Genomic DNA, 18,501 nt, shown 5'->3' on the forward strand with positions numbered 1-18,501 from the left:
CTTTCCCTTCACCCGCGCCCCCGACCGCGGCCACGGTCGCATGCCCCCGTGGACTAGGGAAAACGCGCGTTCCCGTACGGACGGTTCCCCGAGGTGGGCTTCGCCACGTCGAGGGCGACGGAACGGGCCCGTCCCCCGCCGTGGCGGGAGGACGGGCCCGAGGCACGTCACGCGAACGTCAGACGCGGGTGAGACGCGGGTCGGCGTCCGGGTCCGGGTCGCCGGCCCGGTCCTCCGGGGCGTCGGAGGGAGCGGCGAGCCGCTTCCGCAGCCCCTCCCCTTCGACGTCCACGTTGGGCAGCACCTTGTCCAGCCAACCGGGCAGCCACCAGGCCGCCTTGCCGAGCAGCGCGAGGACCGCCGGGACGATGGCCATGCGGACGATGAAGGCGTCGAAGAACACGGCGATGGCGAGGCCGAAGCCGATCATCTTGATCATCGACTCGGAGGAGCCGATGAAGCCGGCGAAGACGCTGATCATGATGACGGCGGCGGCCGTGACCACCCGCGCGCCGTGCCGGAAGCCGGTCACCACGGCGTCGCCCGGGCTCTCGCCGTGGACGAACGCCTCGCGCATCCGGGTCACGAGGAAGACCTCGTAGTCCATGGCCAGGCCGAAGACCACGCCGACCATGAAGATCGGCATCATGCTCATGATCGGGCCGGTCTCCTCGACGCCGAACACCCCGCTGAGCCAGCCCCACTGGAAGACGGCCACGACCGCGCCGAGCGCCGCCACCACGGAGAGCAGGAAGCCCAGGGCCGCCTTGAGCGGCACGAGCACCGACCGGAAGACGACGATCAGCAGCAGGAAGGCGAGGCCGACGACCAGCGCCAGGTACGGCAGGAGCGCGTCGTTCAGCTTCTGCGAGACGTCGATGTTCATCGCCGTCGTACCGGTGACCAGCACGGTCGCGCCGGTCTCCGCCTTCAGTCCGGCGCGCTTGTCGCGGATGGCGTGGACGAGGTTCTCGGTCTCCTCGCCGCTCGGCTTGGACTTCGGGACGACGTTGAACATCGCCGTGTCGCCGTCCTTGTTGGGCATCGCCGGCGTGACCGCGGCCACGTCGTCGAGCCCGCCGACCGCCTTGGCGACGGTCTGGGTGGCCTGCTTCGGGTCCTTGGCGCCCTTGGCGTCCACCACGACCATCAGCGGCCCGTTGTAACCGGGGCCGAAGCCCTCGGCGATCATGTCGTACGCCTTGCGCTGCGTGGTCTTGACCGGCTGCGAACTGTCGTCCGGCAGGCCGAGCTGGAGCGACGCGGCGGGCGCGGCGAGCGCGCCGAGACCGACGATGCCGGCCACCAGCACCCACACCGGGCGGCGCAGGACGAAGCGGGCCCAGCGGGTGCCCATGTTGGGCTTCTCCGCGGCCGGGGCCGCGTCCCCGTCCCCGGTCGTGGCCTTGCGGACCTTGCGGGCCAGTACCTGGCGGCCGGCGAAGCCCAGCAGCGCGGGGATGAGGGTGAGCGCGACGAGGACGGCGACGACCACCGTGCCGGCCGCGGCCATGCCCATCTTGGTGAGCATGGGAATGTTGACGACCGCGAGGCCGACCAGGGCGATGACGACGGTGAGACCGGCGAAGACCACCGCGGAACCGGCGGTTCCGACCGCGCGGCCCGCGGCCTCCTCCCGTTCCCGGCCCTCGGCGAGCTCGGCCCGGTACCGGGAGACGATGAACAGCGCGTAGTCGATGCCGACCGCGAGGCCGATCATCATCGCGAGCGTCGAGGTGTTCCCGGAGAGGTTCAGCGTGGACGCGAGCGCGGCGATGGACGAGACGCCGATGCCGACGCCGATCAGCGCGGTGAGCAGCGGCAGTCCCGCCGCGATCAGCGACCCGAAGGTGATCACCAGGACGACCGCGGAGACGATGATGCCGATGATCTCGGTGGACCCGGTCTCCGGCATCTTCTGCAGGGCGCTGCCGCCCATCTCGACGGTGAGCCCGCTCTCCCGGCCGTGCTTCTGCGCCGCGTCGAGGGTGTCGCGGGAGGCGTCGGTGAGCTTGTTGGAGGCTTCCTTGTAGGTCACCAGCACATAGGCCGTGCTGCCGTCCTTGCTCACGGTGTGCGCCTGGAACGGGCTGGGCGCCGACGCGACCTGGGGGCCGGCCAGCTCGCCGACGACCTTCTCGACGGCCGCCTTGTTCTTCGGCTCGGTGATCTTCCGGCCGTCGGGGGCCTGGAAGACGACGCGCGCGGAGGCGGCGTCGGCCTTCTTGCCGGGGTAACGCTCGGCCAGCAGGTCGAAGGCGCTCTGCGCCTCCGTGCCGGGTATGGAGAAGCTGTCGTCGGTGGCTTTGGACGCGGTGGCGGCGCCGGCGCCGGCGAGGCCGAGCAGCAGCACCCATGTGAGGGCGACGTACCAGCGGCGCCGGAAGGCGACTCTGCCGAGTCGGTACAGGAAGGTGGCCACGAGGAGTTCTGCTCCCGTCGGGTCGGAGAAACGAGCAACTGGCAGTGGGGAACCAGCCCGACGACGAGAGCGGCGCGTCAGGTGGATCGGTGGGGAGGTATGGGGTTGTTCGCGGTGGGGACCGCGGGCGTGGGGGGATACGAGCCGGAGCTCAGCGGCCGAGGGCGGGGAGCACCACGGCGTCGATGAAGCGGGCGAGGTAGGCGGCGTCCGCCGGCCGGTCCTCGATCAGCGGGCGGGTGACGAAGGCGCCGAGCACGGTGTGCGCGACGAACTCCGTCGCGGGGGCGTCCGGGGAGATCTCACCGCGTTCCACGGCCCGGTCCAGCAGCCGCCGGAGGGCCGCCTTCTCGGGTTCGACCAGCAGTTCCCGCAGGGCGCGGTGGAGGTCGGGGTTGCTGTGGGCGGCGTGTCCGAGGCCCCGCATGAGGGCCGCGTCCCGCTCCATCCGCGCGGGGTCGGCGCAGGCCGTCAGGGCCAGCAGATCACCGCGCAGGGTCCCGGTGTCGATGTCGTCGACCCTGAGCGGCTTGGTGTGCCGCAGCGCGCTCGCGACCAGCTCCGGCTTGCCCTTCCACTGGCGGTAGAGGGTGGCCTTGCTTGACCGGGTGCGGGCCGCCACGGCGTCCATGGTCAGGGCTTCGTAACCGACCTCGCGCAGGATCGCGAGCACGGCCTCGTAGAGCTCCGCCTCGCGCTCCGGCGTGAGCCGGGTGCGGCGGGCCGGCGGCGCCGCGGGTTCCTCGGGCATGCCGCACCTCCTCTCATCGGGTCTCGACCGAACATCCCAACGGAACGGCTCAACTGAACGAAACCGTTTCGTACCGTACGAGCGTACGACCGCCCTTAGCGAAACGACGCCGTTTCGACAGTGGTATGCGTCACGCGTGGCGCGTGTCACGGCCCGGGTTGCCGGTGGGCCGAACGGTGGAAACCATGAAGTGGTGAGCGATGCCTACCTGAGGTACCCCCATCTCCACGGCGATCTGCTCTGCTTCGTCGCGGAGGACGACCTGTGGCTGTCCCCGCTGCCGGGGGCGGACGGCGGCAAGGACCGCGCGTGGCGGCTGACCGTCGACCGCACACGGCTGGGCCACCCGCGGTTCTCCCCCGACGGCACCCGGATCGCCTTCACCAGTTGGCGCAGCCTCGACCCGGAGGTCCACCTCGTCCCGGTCGACGGCGGCCCGGCCCGCCGGCTGACCTACTGGGGCAGTACCGACGCCCGGGTCTGCGGCTGGACGCCGCCGCACCGGGACGGCACCAGCGACATCCTCGCCGTCTCCTCCCACGGCCAGCCCTTCTCCTACTTCTCCTGGGCCTACCGGCTGCCCACCGACGGCAGCCCGGGCCTGCGCCTGCCGTGGGGCCCGGTGTCCGACATCGCGATGCGCGGCGGACACGGTCCCGGTGCCGCGCCCGGCGAGACCCTGCTGCTCACCGGCAAGCCGCCACACGAGCCGGCCTCCTGGAAGCGCTACCGCGGCGGCGCCACGGGACGCCTGTGGCTGATGGACAAGCGGCTGGTGCCGGACCTGAACGGGCATCTGGACGCGGTGATGTTCGTCGGTGACCGGATCGCGTTCCTCTCCGACCACGAGGGCGTCGGCAACCTCTACTCCTGCCGCCCCGACGGCACCGGCCTCCACCGCCACACCGACCACGCCGACTTCTACGCCCGGCACGCCTCCACCGACGGCAGCCGGGTCGTCTACCAGTGCGGGGGCGACCTGTGGCTGGTGGACGACCTCGCTCCGGACGCCGTCCCCCGCCGGCTGGACCTCCGGCTCGGCGGGCCGCGCGCCGGGCGGCGCACGTACCAGGTGCAGGCCGCCTCGCACGTCGACGGGCTGGCCGTCGACACCACGGGCCGGGCCAGCGCCGTCCAGGTACGCGGCAGCCTCTACTGGCTCACCCACCGCGACGGCCCGGCGCGGGCCATCGCCGACACCCCGGGCGTCCGCGTCCGGCTGCCCGAGATGCTGGGCTCGACGGGCCGGGTCGCGTACATCACCGACGCGGAGGGCGAGGACGCCGTCGAGATCGCCCGGCTGCCCGGCGCGGCGGGCTCGGCGGAGCACCGGCGGCTGGCGGCGGGACGGATCGGGCGGGTGCACGAGACGCTGGCGTCACCGGACGGCTCGCGGCTGGCGATCGCCGCGCACGACGGGCGGCTGCTGCTGGTGGACACGTCAGCGGAGGGGGAAGAGGGCTCTTCGGAGGTCAGCGAGCTCGTCCGCTCCGACAACGGCCCGGTCCGCGACCTGGCGTTCTCCCCCGACTCCGACTGGCTGGCCTGGTCGCATCCGGGCGTCGGCCGCTCCCTGCGCCAAATCAGGATCGCCCGCCTCTCCGACCGGATGGTCGTGGACGTCACCAACGGCCGCTTCGAGGACGAGCAGCCGGTCTTCACCAGCGACGGCCGCTACCTCGCCTTCCTCTCCTGGCGCGGCTTCGACCCGGTGTACGACGTGCACACCGGCGACCTGTCGTTCCCGCTGGGCTGCCGCCCCTACCTCGTCCCGCTCTCCTCGGCGACCCCCTCACCGTTCGCCCTGACGGCGGAGGGCCGGCCGGCCGGGGGCGGGCTGGACACGGAAGCCACCGACGGCGGGGGCACGGTGACCGTGGAGACGGAGGGGCTGGAAAGCCGGGTGACACCGTTCCCCGTCGCCGCCTCCAAGTACTCACACCTCCGCCCGGTCTACGGCGGGGGCCTGGTGTGGCTGCGCTGGCCCATCTCCGGCGCGCTCGGCGAGACCTTCGCCAACCCCGCCGACACCTCGGGCCGCCCCACGCTCGAACACTTCGACCTGTGCAAGGCCAAGCGCACCGAACTCACCGCGTCCCTGGACTGGTTCGAGGTCAGCGGCGACGGCACCCGGCTCGTCGTCAACGACGAGGGCGAGCTGCGGGCGGCACCCGCGACGGAAGGCGGCGACGCCGACTCCGTCGTCCACATCGACATGCGCCGCATCCTGCACGAGGTGGACCCGGCCGCCGAGTGGCGGCAGGCGTACGCGGAGGCCGGCCGGATCGTCCGGGCCTACTTCTGGGAGCCCGGCATGGGCGGCGTCGACTGGGACGCGATCCTGGAGCAGTACCGCCCGCTGGTCGAACGCGTCGCCTCCCCCGACGACTTCGCCGACCTCCTCCGCGAGGTCATGGGCGAACTCGGCACCTCCCACGCCTACGTCATCGGCTCCCGCCGCAACGAGGGCCCGCCGCACTACCAGCGCGCCATCGGCCTGCTCGGCGCCAACCTCGCCCGCCTCAAGGACGGCCGCTGGGCCGTGCGCCGCATCCTGCCCGGCGACTCGTCGGACTCCAAGGCCCGTTCGCCGCTGGCCGGTTCCGGCATCCGGGAGGGCGCCGTCCTCACCCATGTGGACGGCCGCCCGGTCGATCCGGTCGCCGGCCCGTACCCGCTGCTGGCCGCCGCCGGCGGGACCACCGTCGAGCTCACCTTCGTCCCCGCGGAAGGCGAAGGACCGGCCCGTCGGGTGGCCGTGGTCCCCCTGGTCGACGAACGCCCGCTGCGCTACCAGGACTGGGTGGCCAAGCGCCGCGCGGTCGTCCGCGAGCTGAGCGGCGGCAAGTGCGGCTACCTGCACATCCCCGACATGGGCGGCTCCGGCTGGGCCCAGTTCAACCGGGACCTGCGGATGGAGATGTCCCGGCCCGCCCTCATCGTGGACGTACGCGGCAACGCGGGCGGCAACATCAGCGAACTGGTGGTGGAGAAGCTCACCCGGACCATCATCGGCTGGGACCTCACCCGCGGCGCGCAGCCCGTGAGCTACGCCTCCAACGCGCCGCGCGGCCCGATCGTCGCCATCGCCGACGAGATGACGTCCTCCGACGGCGACATGATCACCGCCGCGTTCAAGCTCCAGGGCATCGGTCCGGTCGTGGGCCTGCGCACCTGGGGCGGCGTCATCGGCATGACCGGCCGGCACCGGCTCGGCGACGGGACGGCGATCACGGTGCCGATGAACGCGGCCTGGTTCGACGCGTACGGCTGGGGCGTCGAGAACCACGGCGTCGAACCGGACGTCGAGGTCGACCGCACCCCGCTGGACTGGGCCGAGGGCCGCCACAAGCAACTCGACGACGCCGTCCGCCTGGCCCTGGACCTCCTGGAACGCCACGGCGCGACGACCCCTCCGGACTACGGCAACGTCCCGGACCGCTCCCGCCCCGAACTCCCGCCACGGAGTTAGCCCGTCCGGCGTTTGAGGACACCGGCCCCCTTCAGCCCGTCCGGCGTTTGAGGGCAGCGCGCGAAGCGTGCTTCGGGGGTGCGGGGGCTCAGCCCCCGCAAGAAACGGGAAGGGGCGGGGCTGGGGAACACACCCGAAGGGCGCACCCTGACACCCAGGGCGCGCCCTCACACGAGCAAGGTCAGCTCAACCGACCCCGCCGTCAGCGGTCGTCGATCTCATCGCGGATGTCGTCGAGGGAAGCCTGCCGCCCCTGCTCCCCCTTCTCCCGCAGCCGGTCCTGCCCCTGCTGCCCCCGCTGCTGGGCCTGCTCCTTCGCCTGCTGCATCTTTTCCTTGGCCTTCTGGGCCTTGCCCTGCATCTCGTCCTTCATACCCATGCGAGTTCACTCCTCGGGGAGATCAAACCGATCGAACCGGGACCAGCCTCACACGACCCGACGAACCCCGCATTTCGATCAGTGACGCTCCGTACTCGCCGCCCCGCGTGCCCTCCCCCGGGCATCGGCGACCCCACCGGCCCCCAGCAACCCCGGCGCCTCCCCGGAGGTGAGCCGAGGTCCGAACCGCCGCATCTCCCGCCGCCCGCCGAGAGCGGTCAGCGCGGGCAGCAGCGCCCGTACGGGCTGGGCGGCCCGCAGCCATCCTTGGGCGTACACGTGCGCCGAGCGCCGCTCGATCCCCGCCACGAGCCGTTCCACGGCCGGTTCGAGGGGGTACGTCCGGTTCGCCGGCCACGGCAGCCGCTGTCGCATCTCCCGCATCACGTCGTTCTCGTCGGCACCCCGCACCATGTCGGTGTCCGTCCAGCTCAGATAACCCACGCCGACGCGGACGCCCCGGTGCCCGACCTCGGCGCGCAGCCCGTGCGCGTACGCCTCCACACCCGCCTTGGACGCGCAGTACGCGGTCATCATCGGTGCGGGCGCGAGGGCGGCGAACGAGGCGATCTGGAGCAGGTAGCCGCGGCTCTCGACGAGGGCGGGGAGGAAGGCGCGGCCGGTGACGGCGGAGCCGATCAGGTTGACCTCGACGATCCGCCGCCAGACGGCGAAGTCGCAGCGGTCCAGCGGACCGCCGCCGGCGACACCGGCGTTGGCGACCACGATGTCGGTGCGCCCGAAGCGTGCGCCGACCTCCTCGGCGACCTGTTCCATCGCCTCCTGGTCGGTGACGTCGGCGTGCCAGGAGGCGGCCTCCGTCCGCAAGGTGCGGGCGACCCGCCGGAGTTCGTCCGGCTCCAGCCCGACGAGAGCGAGCCGGACGCCGCGCGCCGACAGCTTGCGGGCCAGCAGCTCGCCCACACCACGGGCCGCGCCGGTGACGACGGCGACCCGCCCGGCGAGCCCCTTCCCACGGGCCGCGCTCATCGTGCCACCGCCTGGGCGACGGTGGGCGCCGCGCCGCCCGTACGGCGCCGTCGGGGTTCCCGCAGTACCTGGTACTCCTGGAGGTCCACCCGCCGTGTGGCCCGCCGGAACTCGGTCGTCGTCCCCGGCCAGGCGGTGGTGTTACGGCCCTGGGAGTCGAGGTACCAACTGTCGCACCCGCCGGTGTTCCACACGGTCCGTTCCATCCGCCGCCGGAGGCCGCGATTCCAGGCGTTGACGGCGGAGGGACGGGCGACGAGCGCGGTCCGCCCGCCGAGCACGTCGAGTTGACGCAGGTAGTCGGCCAGGTAGTTGAGCTGCGACTCGATGATGAGCACCATCGAGCTGTTCCCCAGGCCGGTGTTGGGGCCGATGATGAAGAGGAGGTTGGGGAATCCCGCGGTGGTGGTGCCGCGCAGCGCGGCCATGCCGTCCTTCCACTCCTCGGCGAGGGTCCTCCCGTCGGCGCCGGTGATCCGCCGGGCGATCGGCATGTCGGTCACCCGGAACCCGGTTCCGAAGACCAGGACGTCGGCCTCCGCCCGCGTCCCGTCGGCGGCGACCAGTTCCGAGCCGCGCACCTCGCTCAGTCCGGACGCCACGACGTCGACGTTCGGCCTGGTCAGCGCCGGGAGGTAGTCGTTGGACAGCAGGATGCGCTTGCAGCCGATGCGGTAGTCGGGGGTGAGCCGGGCGCGCAGCTCCGGGTCCTTCACGGAACGGCGCAGATGGGCCTTGGCCAGCGCCTCCACCACGCCGAGCCGCTCGGGCCGCTTGGTGAACGCCCCCACCTGCAACTCCCGCAGCCCCCACAGCAGTCCGCGCCGGACGGCACGCGTCACCGGCACCCGGCTGTGCAGCCAGCGCTCGGCCCCCGTGATGCGCCGGTCCGCGCGGGGCAGGACCCAGGCCGGAGTGCGCTGGAAGAGGGTGAGCCGGGAGACGTCCGGCTGTATCGCGGGGACGATCTGGGCGGCCGACGCCCCGGTACCGACGACCGCGACGCGCTTGCCGCGCAGGTCCACGCCGTGGTCCCAGCGGGCGGAGTGGAAGACGGGCCCGGGGAACGACTCCAGGCCGGGCACGCCGGGCAGTCGCGGGTCGGAGAGCGGCCCGGTGGCGGAGACGAGGACGTCGGCGGTGTACGGTCCTGAGCCGGTCTCCAGCTCCCAGCGCATCGCCTCGGCGTCCCACCGGGCCGCCGTCACCTCCGAGTTCAGCCGGAGGTGCGGCCGGAGCCCGAAGGTGTCGGTGAGCCGCTCCAGGTACGCCTGGATGTGCGGCCGGCCGGAGAAGTTGCGGGGCCACTCGGGGTTGGGCGCGAAGGAGAACGAGTAGAGGTGCGAGGGGACATCGCAGGCGCAGCCCGGATAGGTGTTGTCCCGCCACGTCCCGCCGATCGCCCCGGCCCGCTCCAGCACGACGAAGTCCGTCACGCCCTCCCGCCGAAGCCGTACGGCCGCCCCCAGCCCCCCGAACCCGGACCCGATCACCGCCACGCGCACATGCTCGGCCATGCCCTGCCTCCCGGATCACTCCGCATCGCGCCAGTGATTGCTGGCACGGTGCGAGCGTAGGGGCGGGGCGTACCGAGCGGTAGGGGTGCGGCGCAAGGAAGTTACCGCCGGTCGCACCCACCCGCCGACCGCCTGGCCGGCGCACTCCGCGGCGCGGCGCCTCGCCCCCGTCGGAGACCGCGAAAGGACGGCCGAGGGGCACCCCGCCCCCGGCCACCCCCTACGCTGCCCGCGTGACCACCGAAGAGCCCGACGAGCCGGGCACCCCGGACGGCCCGGCGAGCACCACCGGCAAGCGCGAGTACCGCATGGCGGAACTGGCCCGGGAAGCCGGCGTCCCCGTCCGGACCCTCCGCTTCTACCGGGAACGCAAACTCCTCCCGCCCCCACGCCGCGAAGGCCGCCTGGCCTGGTACGACGACACCCACCTCGCCCGCCTCCGCACCATCGCCGCCCTCCTGGAGCGCGGCCACACCCTGGGCGGCATCGCGGACCTGCTGGCCGCCTTCGAGGGCGGCCGGGACGTGGCCGGGATCCTCGGTCTCGACGGCGTCCTGTCCACCCCGTGGTCACGGGAGACCCCGGTCCGCCTGGGCGCGGAACAACTGGCGGACACCTTCGCGGGCCAGGTCACGCCCGAGAACCTCGCCGCCGCCCTCGACATCGGGTATCTCGCCGTGGACGGCGAGGAGTTCGTCCACGTCAGCCGCCGCCTCCTGGAGGCGTCCACCGAACTCGTCCGCGCGGGCATCCCGTTGTCCGCCGTCCTGGAGGCGGCCCGCCACGTCCGCACCCACGCCGACGCGCTGGCCGGAATCTTCACGGCCCTCATCCGCACCCACGTCCTCGACCCCGCCCTCACCCACGCCGCCACCGGCACCCCGCTCCCGCACCCCGAGGCCGACCGCATCGCCCGCACCCTGGAACGACTGCGCCCGGTCGCGCAGTCGGTGGTCGACGCGGAGGTCTCCATGGCGATGGACCGCCACATAAGAGCGAACGCGGAAGCGTGGACCCAGGCGCCCCCGCCGGCAGCCGCCGCCGAGAAGAACGCGGCTCACCGCGACACGACATCCACCTGAACGTCCGCGGGAGCCGCACACCGCAGCGAAGCAGCCGCGCTCCGTCCCCTGCGAAGCCGACTCCCGGCCGAGCGAATTCCGAGAGAGGAGGTCACAGGAGCGCTTCAGCCGCGTACCGCCGCGTAGCCCCGGGGCGGGGCCGCACCGGCGGGCCGCGCTCCCTCCCCTGCTCGGGGCGGCCCCGTTCCTGCGCGGGGCGGCCCCGTTCCCGCTACTCCCCGTACACCACCGTCACCGGTGCATGATCGCTCCACCGCTCCGCGTGCGAAGCCGCCCGCTCGACGTGTGCCTTCAGGACGCGCTCCGCGAGCCCGGGCGTCGCGACGTGGTAGTCGATGCGCCAGCCGGAGTCGTTGTCGAAGGCACGGCCGCGGTAGGACCACCAGGAGTAGGGACCGGCGACGTCGGGGTGCTGGGCGCGGACGACGTCGACGTACTCCTCGAAGACCTTGGTGAGCCAGGCGCGCTCCTCGGGGAGGAAGCCGGCGCTCTTCCGGTTGGCCTTCCAGTTCTTGAGGTCGGCCTCCTGGTGGGCGATGTTCCAGTCGCCGCAGACGAGGACCTCGCGGCCGTCCGCCGCCGCGCGGCCCTTCAGGGACACCAGGTAGGGGAGGAACGCGTCCATGAAGCGCTCCTTCTCGTCCTGGCGCTCGGTACCGACCTCGCCCGAGGGCAGGTAGAGGCTGGCGACGGTGACGCCGGGCAGGTCGATCTCCAGGTAGCGCCCGCTGCCGTCGAACTCGGCGGAGCCGAACCCGACCCGTACCGCGTCGGGCGCGCGCCGGGAGTAGACGGAGACGCCGGCCCGGCCCTTGGCCGCCGCGGGGGCGTGGAAGGCGTGCCAGCCCTCGGGGCCGCGGACCTCGTCCGGAAGCTGCTGCGGCTCGGCGCGGACCTCCTGGAGGCACACGACGTCGGCGTCGGTCGCCGCCAGCCACTCCACGAAGCCCTTCTTGGCGGCGGCCCGCAGACCGTTCACGTTTACGGAAGTCACAGTGAGCATTCCGGAACGATACCGACTTTGCGGGCGCCCCTGTCGCGTCCGGTCAGGTGATCGTACGATCGCGGGATGCGGATTCTGCCTGTGTCCTTCGACCATCCGGACGCCGTGAGACTCAGCGACGAAGTGCAGCTCGAGTACCAGGCGCGCTACGGCGACGAGGGCGACCTCACCCCGCTGGAGCCCGCGCACTTCGCCCCGCCGCGTGGCCTTTATCTCATCGCGTACGAGGACGACGGGACGCCCGTGGCCTCCGGCGGCTGGCGCGCACAGGACCGCAACGCGGAGGGGTACGCGGACGGCGACGCCGAGCTCAAGCGGATGTACGTGGTGCCGGCCGCGCGGGGGCGCGGGCTGGCGCGGCGGATCCTCGCGCTGCTGGAGGAGGACGCGCGGGCGGCGGGCCGGACGCGGATGGTCCTGGAGACCGGCACCGCGCAGCCGGAGGCGATCGCGCTCTACGCGTCGAGCGGGTACGTGCCGGCGGAGCGGAAGTTCGGGATCTACCGGGAATACGAGCAGAGCCGCTGCCTGACCAAGCCGCTCTCGCAGGGGCCCCTGCCCTCGCCCGTCGGGGTCGCCGGGGCCGAGGCCTGATCCCCGGGCCTGATCTCCGCGGTCTGATCCCCGGGGCCTGATCCCCCGGGCGTGGATCCCCGACCCCAAGGGCGACCACCGCTCACCGCCACCGCCGTAAGCCTCGGAGCGCGAAAACGCCGAAACACCGAAGCGCCTAAGCACCGACCCGCCGACCCGCCGACCCGCCGACCCGCCGACCCGCCGAAGCGTCAGTCCGGCGGCCCGGACTCCGGTCCCCGCCCCCGCTCCGAAGGTTCCGCTTCCGGTTCCGGCGGTACGGCCCCCCGCACCGCCCCCCGCAGGTCGAGCACCGCCTCCGCCCCGCCCCCCGGCGGGTTCGCGAAGGTCAGCGGAGCGCCCAGCACCCGCGCCTGCCCCGCCGCGATCGTCAGCCCGAGGCCGAGCCCCGCGCCGGAGTCCGTGCGGAACCGCTGCGGCCCGTGGGCCAGCAGCGGCTCGGGGAAACCGGGGCCGGCGTCGCGGACGCGGATGACGCCGCCGTCCACTTCGGCGACGACGGGCTCGGCGCCGTGCCGGTAGGCGTTGGTGACGAGGTTGGTCAGTATCCGTTCGACGCGCCGCGCGTCCGTCTCCACCAGGCAGTCGCGCACCACCCGCACCTCGGCCGCCGTACCGCCCGGCCCGGCCGCCGCGCCGGCCGCGCGCCGGGTGAGGTCGCCGAGGGCGCGGACGTCGGTCTCCACCCGTTCGGTGTCCGCGTCCAGCCGGGCCACCTCCAGGACGTCCTCCATGAGGGTGTGCACCCGCCGCGCCCGCTCCCGGACCATCTCGGCGGGCCGGCCGGGCGGCAGCAGGGCCGCCGCGGCGACCAGACCGGCGACCGGGGTGCGCAGTTCGTGCGCGATGTTGGCGGTCACCTCACGCTCGGCCTGGAGGCGGGCGGCGAGCGCGTCGGCCATGGTGTTGACGGCGATGGTCAGCCGGGCGATCTCGTCCTTGCCGCCGCGGGGCCGGAGCCGGGCCGTGAGGTCGCCTTCGGCGATGCGCTCCGCGATGCGGGCCGAGGCGTTCAGCCGGCGTCCGGCGAACGTCGCCAGGCCGACGCCGACGATCCCGGAGAACGCGGTGCCCAGCCCGCCGGCCGCCCAGAGGACGTCGTCGAGGTCCTCCAGGTTGCGGGTCTCACGGCGGTAGGGCCGCTTCAGGACGATCATGTCGTCGCCGAGCCGGGTGGCCGCCCACAGCATCGGTTCCCGGCCGCTCCGGTCCAGGTAGGTGGCGCGTTCGCCGTTCTCCGCCGCCTCGCGCAGGGGGGCCGGGACGCCGTCGGGATTGACGAGCGTGTGCGGCCGGTCGAGGCCCGCGGCGTGGTCCTCGACGGCCGAGGTCAGCCGGGCCTCGATCGTCTCGCGGGCCGTCGCCAGTTGGTTGACGCCGGTGCGGTGGTGCACGACGAACCCGATGAGGACGGCGACGAGCGCGGCGGTGACGGTGATCGCCGCGCCGATCTTCGTTCGCAGTCCCATGGTCCAGGCTCCTCGACGGCCGACGCCGGCGGCTAACGCCCCGGCACGAAGAGCCGCAGATCACGCAGCTCGCTGTGCTGCCCGCCCGGGAGCCCGTCGACGAGGACGGAGACCCGGCTGTAGTAGGAGTGACGATCCTGCCCTACGCGCCCGGAGAACCGGACGCGGGCCCCGCGCGGCCGGTCCCCGCAGGCCGGCGCGCACCACGGACCGGTGACCGTGCCCGCCGCCTCGGCGACCGGCCCGCCCCAGGACCGCCAGCGCAGTCGGGCGAGCCGTACGACCCCCGCGACCTCGAACGTCGCCGGACGGCTCACTCCCGGCCGGCCGGGCCCCTCGCTGACGTGCACGGGCAGCGCGACCGGGACCGGCGTCCGCGCCGGACCGCTCACCTCCAGCCCGCCGGGCTCGGCGCAGCCGGTGAGCAGCCCGCCGGACAGGCCCGTGGCGAGGAGGGTGAGGATGCCGGGGACGGCACCGGGTCGTCGCACGGCATTCCTCGGGTACGGGAGGGGGCCCGGGGACGGAAGGGCCCTCGGGGACGGCGGTGGAGGCGATGGCTGAAGGGGCGGCGGGAGGGGTGGCAGAAGGGACGGCGGAACAGACCGACCGGACGGTATGGACCGCTCCTGCGCAACGGAGGTCACAGGCATAACAGAGGTCACAGACCCAACGGATGCCACGGAGGAAGCCGCCGAGACGGGCGAAACCGTCGACATACCCAGGCCGACCGGGGCCGCGAGGGCAACCGAGGCGACCGGAAGACGCCGAACGGGCGATGCACCACCGACCCGAAAGAGGTTGTTCGAGGTAAATGTTACCGGTGTGACCGATTCGCCCAGGGCACTCTTGACGTTCGGCAGTCGTGGGCTCATAGGATCTCGGCGCTCAAGTGGTCCAGGCCGGTAGCCGCTGCTGCCTCGGAGGTCACTCATGCACATCGCCCGTCGCTCGGTCCTCGGCGCCCTGGCCGGCTCCGCCGCGCTCGGCGCCTTCGGCGCCTCCCCGGCGGACGCCGCGGCATCCGCCCAGCCACCCCCCGGCGCCCCGGGAGCCCCCCACGTCCCGCCCGTTCCGGAGAGACCGGACGCGTCGGCCGCCGCCGGTGCGGACGCCGACCGGAGCGCCGGTACGGGCGGCGACGGCGCCGCCGCCGCGGCCCTGGCCCGGCTGCTCCCCCGCCACCACCGCCAGGTCGCCTTCCGCACGGTCCCCCGCCACGCCGGCAAGGACGTCTACCGGGTCACCGGCCGGGCCGGGCACATCCTCGTCGAGGGCAGCACGCCGGCCGTCCAGCTCACGGGCTTCCACCGCTACCTGCGGGACGTCGCCCACGCGCACGTCTCCTGGGCCGGCGAGCGGACGGCCCTGCCCGCCACGCTCCCCGCGGTCCGGGGCGGCGTCGCCGCCGAGGCGAACGTCCGCCACCGCTTCGCCCTCAACGATACGAACGACGGGTACACCGGCCCCTACCGGGACTGGGCCTACTGGGAACGCGAAATCGACGTCCTCGCGCTGCACGGCTACAACGAGGTGCTGGTCTACGCGGGCGCCGACGAGGTCTACCGTCGAACGTTCATCGAACACGGTTACACCGACGCGGAATGCCGGAATTGGGTTCCCGGCCCCGCCCACCAGCCCTGGTGGCTCATGCAGAACATGAGCGCCTTCGGGGGCCCGCTCTCCCGCGCCCTGCTCGACCGCCGGACCGCCCTGGCGCAGCGGATCGTCCGCCGGCTGCGCGAGCTCGGCATCACCCCCGTCCTCCCGGGGTACGCCGGCACCGTCCCGCCCGGCTTCACCCGCCGCAACAAGGGCGCCCGCACCGTCCCGCAGGGCGACTGGGCCGGTTTCCCCCGGCCCGACTGGCTCGACCCGCGCACCGCCCACTTCGCCCGCGTCGCCCGCACGTACTACCGGGTGCAGCAGGACCTCTACGGCGCCTCCTCGATGTACAAGATCGACCTGCTGCACGAGGGCGGCACCCCGGGGCCCGTCCCCGTCGGCGCCGCGGCGAAGGCCGTCGAGAAGGCGCTGCGCACCGCGCACCCCGGCGCCACCTGGGCCATCCTCGGCTGGCAGACCAACCCCCGGCGGGAGATCCTCGACGCGGTCGACCGCTCCCGGATGCTCGTCCTCGACGGCATCCCGGACCACTACCCGCGCGTCACCGACCGCGAGAAGGACTGGGGCGGCACGCCGTACGCGTTCGGCACCATCTGGAACTTCGGCGGCCACACGGCGATGGGCGCCAACACCCAGGACTGGGTCTCCCTCTTCCACCACTGGCGCACCAAGAAGGGCAGCGCGCTGCGCGGCATCGCGCTGATGCCGGAGGCGGCCGACAACAACCCCGCCGCGTTCGCCCTCTTCTCCGACCTGGCCTGGACCGAGGGCCGCGTGGACCTGAAGGACTGGTTCGCCCGCTGGCCCGTCCAGCGGTACGGCGCCGCCGACGCGAACGCCCGCCGCGCCTGGGACGTCCTGCGCCGCACCGCCTACGGCACCACGCGCGGCGACGGCTGGAGCGAGGCGGCCGACGGCCTCTTCGGTGCCCGCCCGGACCTGGCCGTCAACCGTGCCGCCGCCTGGTCCCCGCGGCAGTTGCGCTACGACGCCGCCGCCTTCGACGAGGCCCTGCCCGCGCTGCTCGCCGTCGCCCCCGCGCTGCGCGGCAGCTCCGCGTACCGGTACGACCTGATGGACGTCGCCCGGCAGTGCGTCAGCAACCGCAGCCGGCTGCTGCTCCCCCGGATCAAGGCCGCCTACGACGCCGGCGACCGGGCCCGCTTCCGGTCCCTGACCCGGCAGTGGCTGGACTGGATGACGCTCCTGGAGGAGATCGTCACCACCAGCGAACGCCACCTGCTGGGCCGCTGGATCGCCGAGGCCCGCGCCTGGGGCGCCACGGCCGCCGAACGCGACCGGCTGGAGCACGACGCCGTCTCCCTGCTCACCGTCTGGGGACCGCGCGCCTCGGCGGACGGCGGCAAGCTGCACGACTACGCCAACCGTGAGTGGGCGGGACTGGTCGGCGGCCTGTACCAACTGCGCTGGACGACGTACTTCACGGAGCTGGAGGCGGCGCTCACGGCGCGGCGGAAGCCCAAGCCGATCGACTGGTACGCCCTGGAGGACGGCTGGACGCGCAAGCGGCCCGCGTCCCCGGCGAAACCGTCGGGCGACGTGGTCGCGGTGGCCAGGAAGGTGGCGGCGCGGCTGGCATAGCCCGCCGGGAGTGCCCCCTGGGGGTGGGGCTGGGGCCGGGGGCACACCCCCCGGCCCCACCCGGGTCAGCCCTTCGACCCGGCGAGCTTCCACTCCCGGTGCAGCCCCGGCAACGGCAGCTTCCGCTCGAACACCGGCGTGCCGAAGATCCTCAACTGAAGCTGGAGCGCGCCGTTGAGGTCGACGCCGCCGAACGCCCCCCACTTGCCCTTCAGCGACTTCTTCCCGTCGCTCGACGCCTTGGCGGCGACCTCGCCCTCGGCCCGCAGGTACGGCGACAGGTCGCCCGTCACGCCGACGGTGCCGTACAGCCCGACGGACGCCTCCGCGCCCAGCGCGGCGCGCACCCGGCCCCCGGCCGCGACCGTGGCGCGCACCGGCGAACCCTTCATGGCCGTCTTGCTGACGGGTGCCCAGCCCTTGGCCCGGCTGTACGAGCCGCCGACCCGGAAGTCGCCCTTGACGTCCTGCTTCACATCGACGGTGATCTTCCCGTCGGCGTCCACCTGGAGGTAGCAGGTGAGGTCGGCGTTGACGACGACCGGGACGGGCCCGACCTGGACGACGGGGGCGGCGTGCAGCTTGGCGAACGGCAGGCGCAGCGGCTTGCCCTCCGTCGACGCGGCGGCCCGGCCCTTCAGCTCCCACTGCGCCGACCAGTCACCGGCCAGGGCGAGGGACGCCGTACCGGGCGCGCGGCCGTCGGTGCCCCGGCCGTCGTAGGAGAAGTCGACCTCGGGGGCCAGTTGCACGAAGCCGTCGACCGACGCCTTGGCCGAGGCGGGGGCACCCTTGGCGGTGGCGACGGCGGTGGACACGTCCACGCGCAGGTTGCCGAGGGGCAGCTTCGCGCCCTGCGGCCCGAAGCGGAGGTTGCCGCGCTTGGCCCAGGACACCTTGACGCCCGGCACCAGCGGCTTCACCTGGACGGCGGACGGGTCGACGGCCACGGTGCCGTTCGCCTTGGCGTCGCCGAGGAGCGCGGGGAGGGTGGCGGGCGCGGTGCGCACCTCCAGGCCCTTGTCCGTGGTCCCGACCACCTTCGTCACCTTGGCGAGGACGCCGTTCGGGGCGCCCGGCGTGGGCGCGCTGGCGAAGACGTCGCCGACGGCGACGGTCTTCGCGGGGGCCGCCGGGCCGTTACCGGGCTTCCCGGGCTTGTCACTCGGCCGCGCGCCCGGCTTGCCACCGGGCTTGGTGGCCGTGACGCCGGAGATGACGGCGCGGCCGGTCGTCCGGTCGTAGGAGGCCACCTTGAGCGTCGACGTCCGCGCCCGCTCCTGCCGGGGGGCCGCCGACGGACGGTCCGTCGGAGTGCCGGGCGCGACCGCGGCGGCGCGCGCCCCCAGGGGAGCCGCGGCGACCGCGAGTTCCTGCGGTGCGGCCGGTGCGGCGGCGGCCGGCGCCGCGGCCCGGTCGTCCGGCTTGTCGGCGGCCTCCGGGCCGGACGACGAACACCCGGCGACGGCCAGGGACATGGCGGTCAGGGCGGGGAACAGCACACTCTTGTGGCGCTTGCGCAATTCGGATCCTCGGGGGCGTGCCGCGCGACAGGCGGGACAAACTGCGATTACTCACTGGTAAGGAACCGCAT

At 73.6% G+C, this 18,501-nt stretch carries 13 protein-coding genes; 4 read left to right on the plus strand and 9 right to left on the minus strand.

Annotation, left to right across the window (positions count from 1 at the left end; genetic code table 11):
- Nucleotides 1-178: 178 nt before the first annotated feature.
- On the minus strand, nt 179-2,422 hold the full coding sequence (locus ACZ6X9_RS20040; RefSeq protein WP_469779342.1) for an MMPL family transporter: 2,244 nt from the start codon (nt 2,420-2,422) through the stop codon (nt 179-181).
- Nucleotides 2,423-2,573: 151 nt separating this feature from the next.
- Complete coding sequence (locus ACZ6X9_RS20045) at nt 2,574-3,173, minus strand: TetR/AcrR family transcriptional regulator (RefSeq protein WP_469779343.1); 600 nt, start codon at nt 3,171-3,173, stop codon at nt 2,574-2,576.
- Between the two features lie 190 nt (nt 3,174-3,363).
- On the opposite strand from ACZ6X9_RS20045, the gene ACZ6X9_RS20050 reads away from it, so the two are divergent.
- Complete coding sequence (locus ACZ6X9_RS20050) at nt 3,364-6,645, plus strand: S41 family peptidase (protein ID WP_469779344.1); 3,282 nt, start codon at nt 3,364-3,366, stop codon at nt 6,643-6,645.
- Between the two features lie 202 nt (nt 6,646-6,847).
- Here the strand turns inward: ACZ6X9_RS20050 and ACZ6X9_RS20055 are convergent, their stop codons facing one another.
- The 3 genes from ACZ6X9_RS20055 to ACZ6X9_RS20065 all read right to left on the minus strand — a co-directional run bounded on the left by ACZ6X9_RS20055 (nt 6,848) and on the right by ACZ6X9_RS20065 (nt 9,531).
- Nucleotides 6,848-7,024 carry a hypothetical protein gene (locus ACZ6X9_RS20055; RefSeq protein WP_469779345.1) on the minus strand — a complete coding sequence of 59 codons (177 nt, stop codon included), beginning with the start codon at nt 7,022-7,024 and terminating at the stop codon, nt 6,848-6,850.
- Between the two features lie 78 nt (nt 7,025-7,102).
- On the minus strand, nt 7,103-8,014 hold the full coding sequence (locus ACZ6X9_RS20060; protein ID WP_469779346.1) for an SDR family oxidoreductase: 912 nt from the start codon (nt 8,012-8,014) through the stop codon (nt 7,103-7,105).
- Nucleotides 8,011-9,531 (minus strand): flavin-containing monooxygenase, encoded by a 1,521-nt coding sequence (locus ACZ6X9_RS20065; RefSeq protein WP_469779347.1) that lies wholly within the window; start codon nt 9,529-9,531, stop codon nt 8,011-8,013. The genes ACZ6X9_RS20060 and ACZ6X9_RS20065 overlap by 4 nt, the downstream gene beginning before the upstream one ends.
- Before the next feature lie 308 nt (nt 9,532-9,839).
- Between ACZ6X9_RS20065 and ACZ6X9_RS20070 the strand changes: the two genes are divergently transcribed.
- Nucleotides 9,840-10,613 (plus strand): MerR family transcriptional regulator, encoded by a 774-nt coding sequence (locus tag ACZ6X9_RS20070; RefSeq protein WP_469779626.1) that lies wholly within the window; start codon nt 9,840-9,842, stop codon nt 10,611-10,613.
- 211 nt (nt 10,614-10,824) lie between these two features.
- Here ACZ6X9_RS20070 and ACZ6X9_RS20075 read toward each other — a convergent pair whose 3' ends face one another.
- Nucleotides 10,825-11,616 (minus strand): exodeoxyribonuclease III, encoded by a 792-nt coding sequence (locus ACZ6X9_RS20075; protein WP_469779348.1) that lies wholly within the window; start codon nt 11,614-11,616, stop codon nt 10,825-10,827.
- A 66-nt stretch (nt 11,617-11,682) separates the two neighbouring features.
- On the opposite strand from ACZ6X9_RS20075, the gene ACZ6X9_RS20080 reads away from it, so the two are divergent.
- Nucleotides 11,683-12,210 carry a GNAT family N-acetyltransferase gene (locus tag ACZ6X9_RS20080; RefSeq protein ID WP_469779349.1) on the plus strand — a complete coding sequence of 176 codons (528 nt, stop codon included), beginning with the start codon at nt 11,683-11,685 and terminating at the stop codon, nt 12,208-12,210.
- A gap of 191 nt (nt 12,211-12,401) precedes the next feature.
- Here ACZ6X9_RS20080 and ACZ6X9_RS20085 read toward each other — a convergent pair whose 3' ends face one another.
- Both ACZ6X9_RS20085 and ACZ6X9_RS20090 read right to left on the minus strand, forming a co-directional pair.
- Nucleotides 12,402-13,679 (minus strand): ATP-binding protein, encoded by a 1,278-nt coding sequence (locus ACZ6X9_RS20085; RefSeq protein ID WP_469779350.1) that lies wholly within the window; start codon nt 13,677-13,679, stop codon nt 12,402-12,404.
- A gap of 32 nt (nt 13,680-13,711) precedes the next feature.
- Nucleotides 13,712-14,170: a hypothetical protein gene (locus tag ACZ6X9_RS20090; protein ID WP_469779351.1), complete on the minus strand. Its 459-nt coding sequence runs from the start codon at nt 14,168-14,170 to the stop codon at nt 13,712-13,714.
- A gap of 442 nt (nt 14,171-14,612) precedes the next feature.
- On the opposite strand from ACZ6X9_RS20090, the gene ACZ6X9_RS20095 reads away from it, so the two are divergent.
- Nucleotides 14,613-16,907 carry an alpha-N-acetylglucosaminidase gene (locus ACZ6X9_RS20095; RefSeq protein ID WP_469779352.1) on the plus strand — a complete coding sequence of 765 codons (2,295 nt, stop codon included), beginning with the start codon at nt 14,613-14,615 and terminating at the stop codon, nt 16,905-16,907.
- A 65-nt stretch (nt 16,908-16,972) separates the two neighbouring features.
- Here ACZ6X9_RS20095 and ACZ6X9_RS20100 read toward each other — a convergent pair whose 3' ends face one another.
- Nucleotides 16,973-18,430 carry a hypothetical protein gene (locus tag ACZ6X9_RS20100; RefSeq protein WP_469779353.1) on the minus strand — a complete coding sequence of 486 codons (1,458 nt, stop codon included), beginning with the start codon at nt 18,428-18,430 and terminating at the stop codon, nt 16,973-16,975.
- Between the last annotated feature and the right edge of the window lie 71 nt (nt 18,431-18,501).

The organism is Streptomyces sp. NPDC052910 (genome assembly GCF_055585605.1).

Bases quoted from the DNA above. Each gene is read 5' to 3' on its own strand.
- ACZ6X9_RS20045 (WP_469779343.1), bottom strand. From the start codon at position 3,173: ATGCCCGAGGAACCCGCGGCGCCGCCGGCCCGCCGCACCCGGCTCACG.
- ACZ6X9_RS20055 (WP_469779345.1), bottom strand. From the start codon at position 7,024: ATGGGTATGAAGGACGAGATGCAGGGCAAGGCCCAGAAGGCCAAGGAA.
- ACZ6X9_RS20060 (WP_469779346.1), bottom strand. From the start codon at position 8,014: ATGAGCGCGGCCCGTGGGAAGGGGCTCGCCGGGCGGGTCGCCGTCGTC.
- ACZ6X9_RS20065 (WP_469779347.1), bottom strand. From the start codon at position 9,531: ATGGCCGAGCATGTGCGCGTGGCGGTGATCGGGTCCGGGTTCGGGGGG.
- ACZ6X9_RS20070 (WP_469779626.1), top strand. From the start codon at position 9,840: ATGGCGGAACTGGCCCGGGAAGCCGGCGTCCCCGTCCGGACCCTCCGC.
- ACZ6X9_RS20075 (WP_469779348.1), bottom strand. From the start codon at position 11,616: ATGCTCACTGTGACTTCCGTAAACGTGAACGGTCTGCGGGCCGCCGCC.
- ACZ6X9_RS20080 (WP_469779349.1), top strand. From the start codon at position 11,683: ATGCGGATTCTGCCTGTGTCCTTCGACCATCCGGACGCCGTGAGACTC.
- ACZ6X9_RS20085 (WP_469779350.1), bottom strand. From the start codon at position 13,679: ATGGGACTGCGAACGAAGATCGGCGCGGCGATCACCGTCACCGCCGCG.
- ACZ6X9_RS20095 (WP_469779352.1), top strand. From the start codon at position 14,613: ATGCACATCGCCCGTCGCTCGGTCCTCGGCGCCCTGGCCGGCTCCGCC.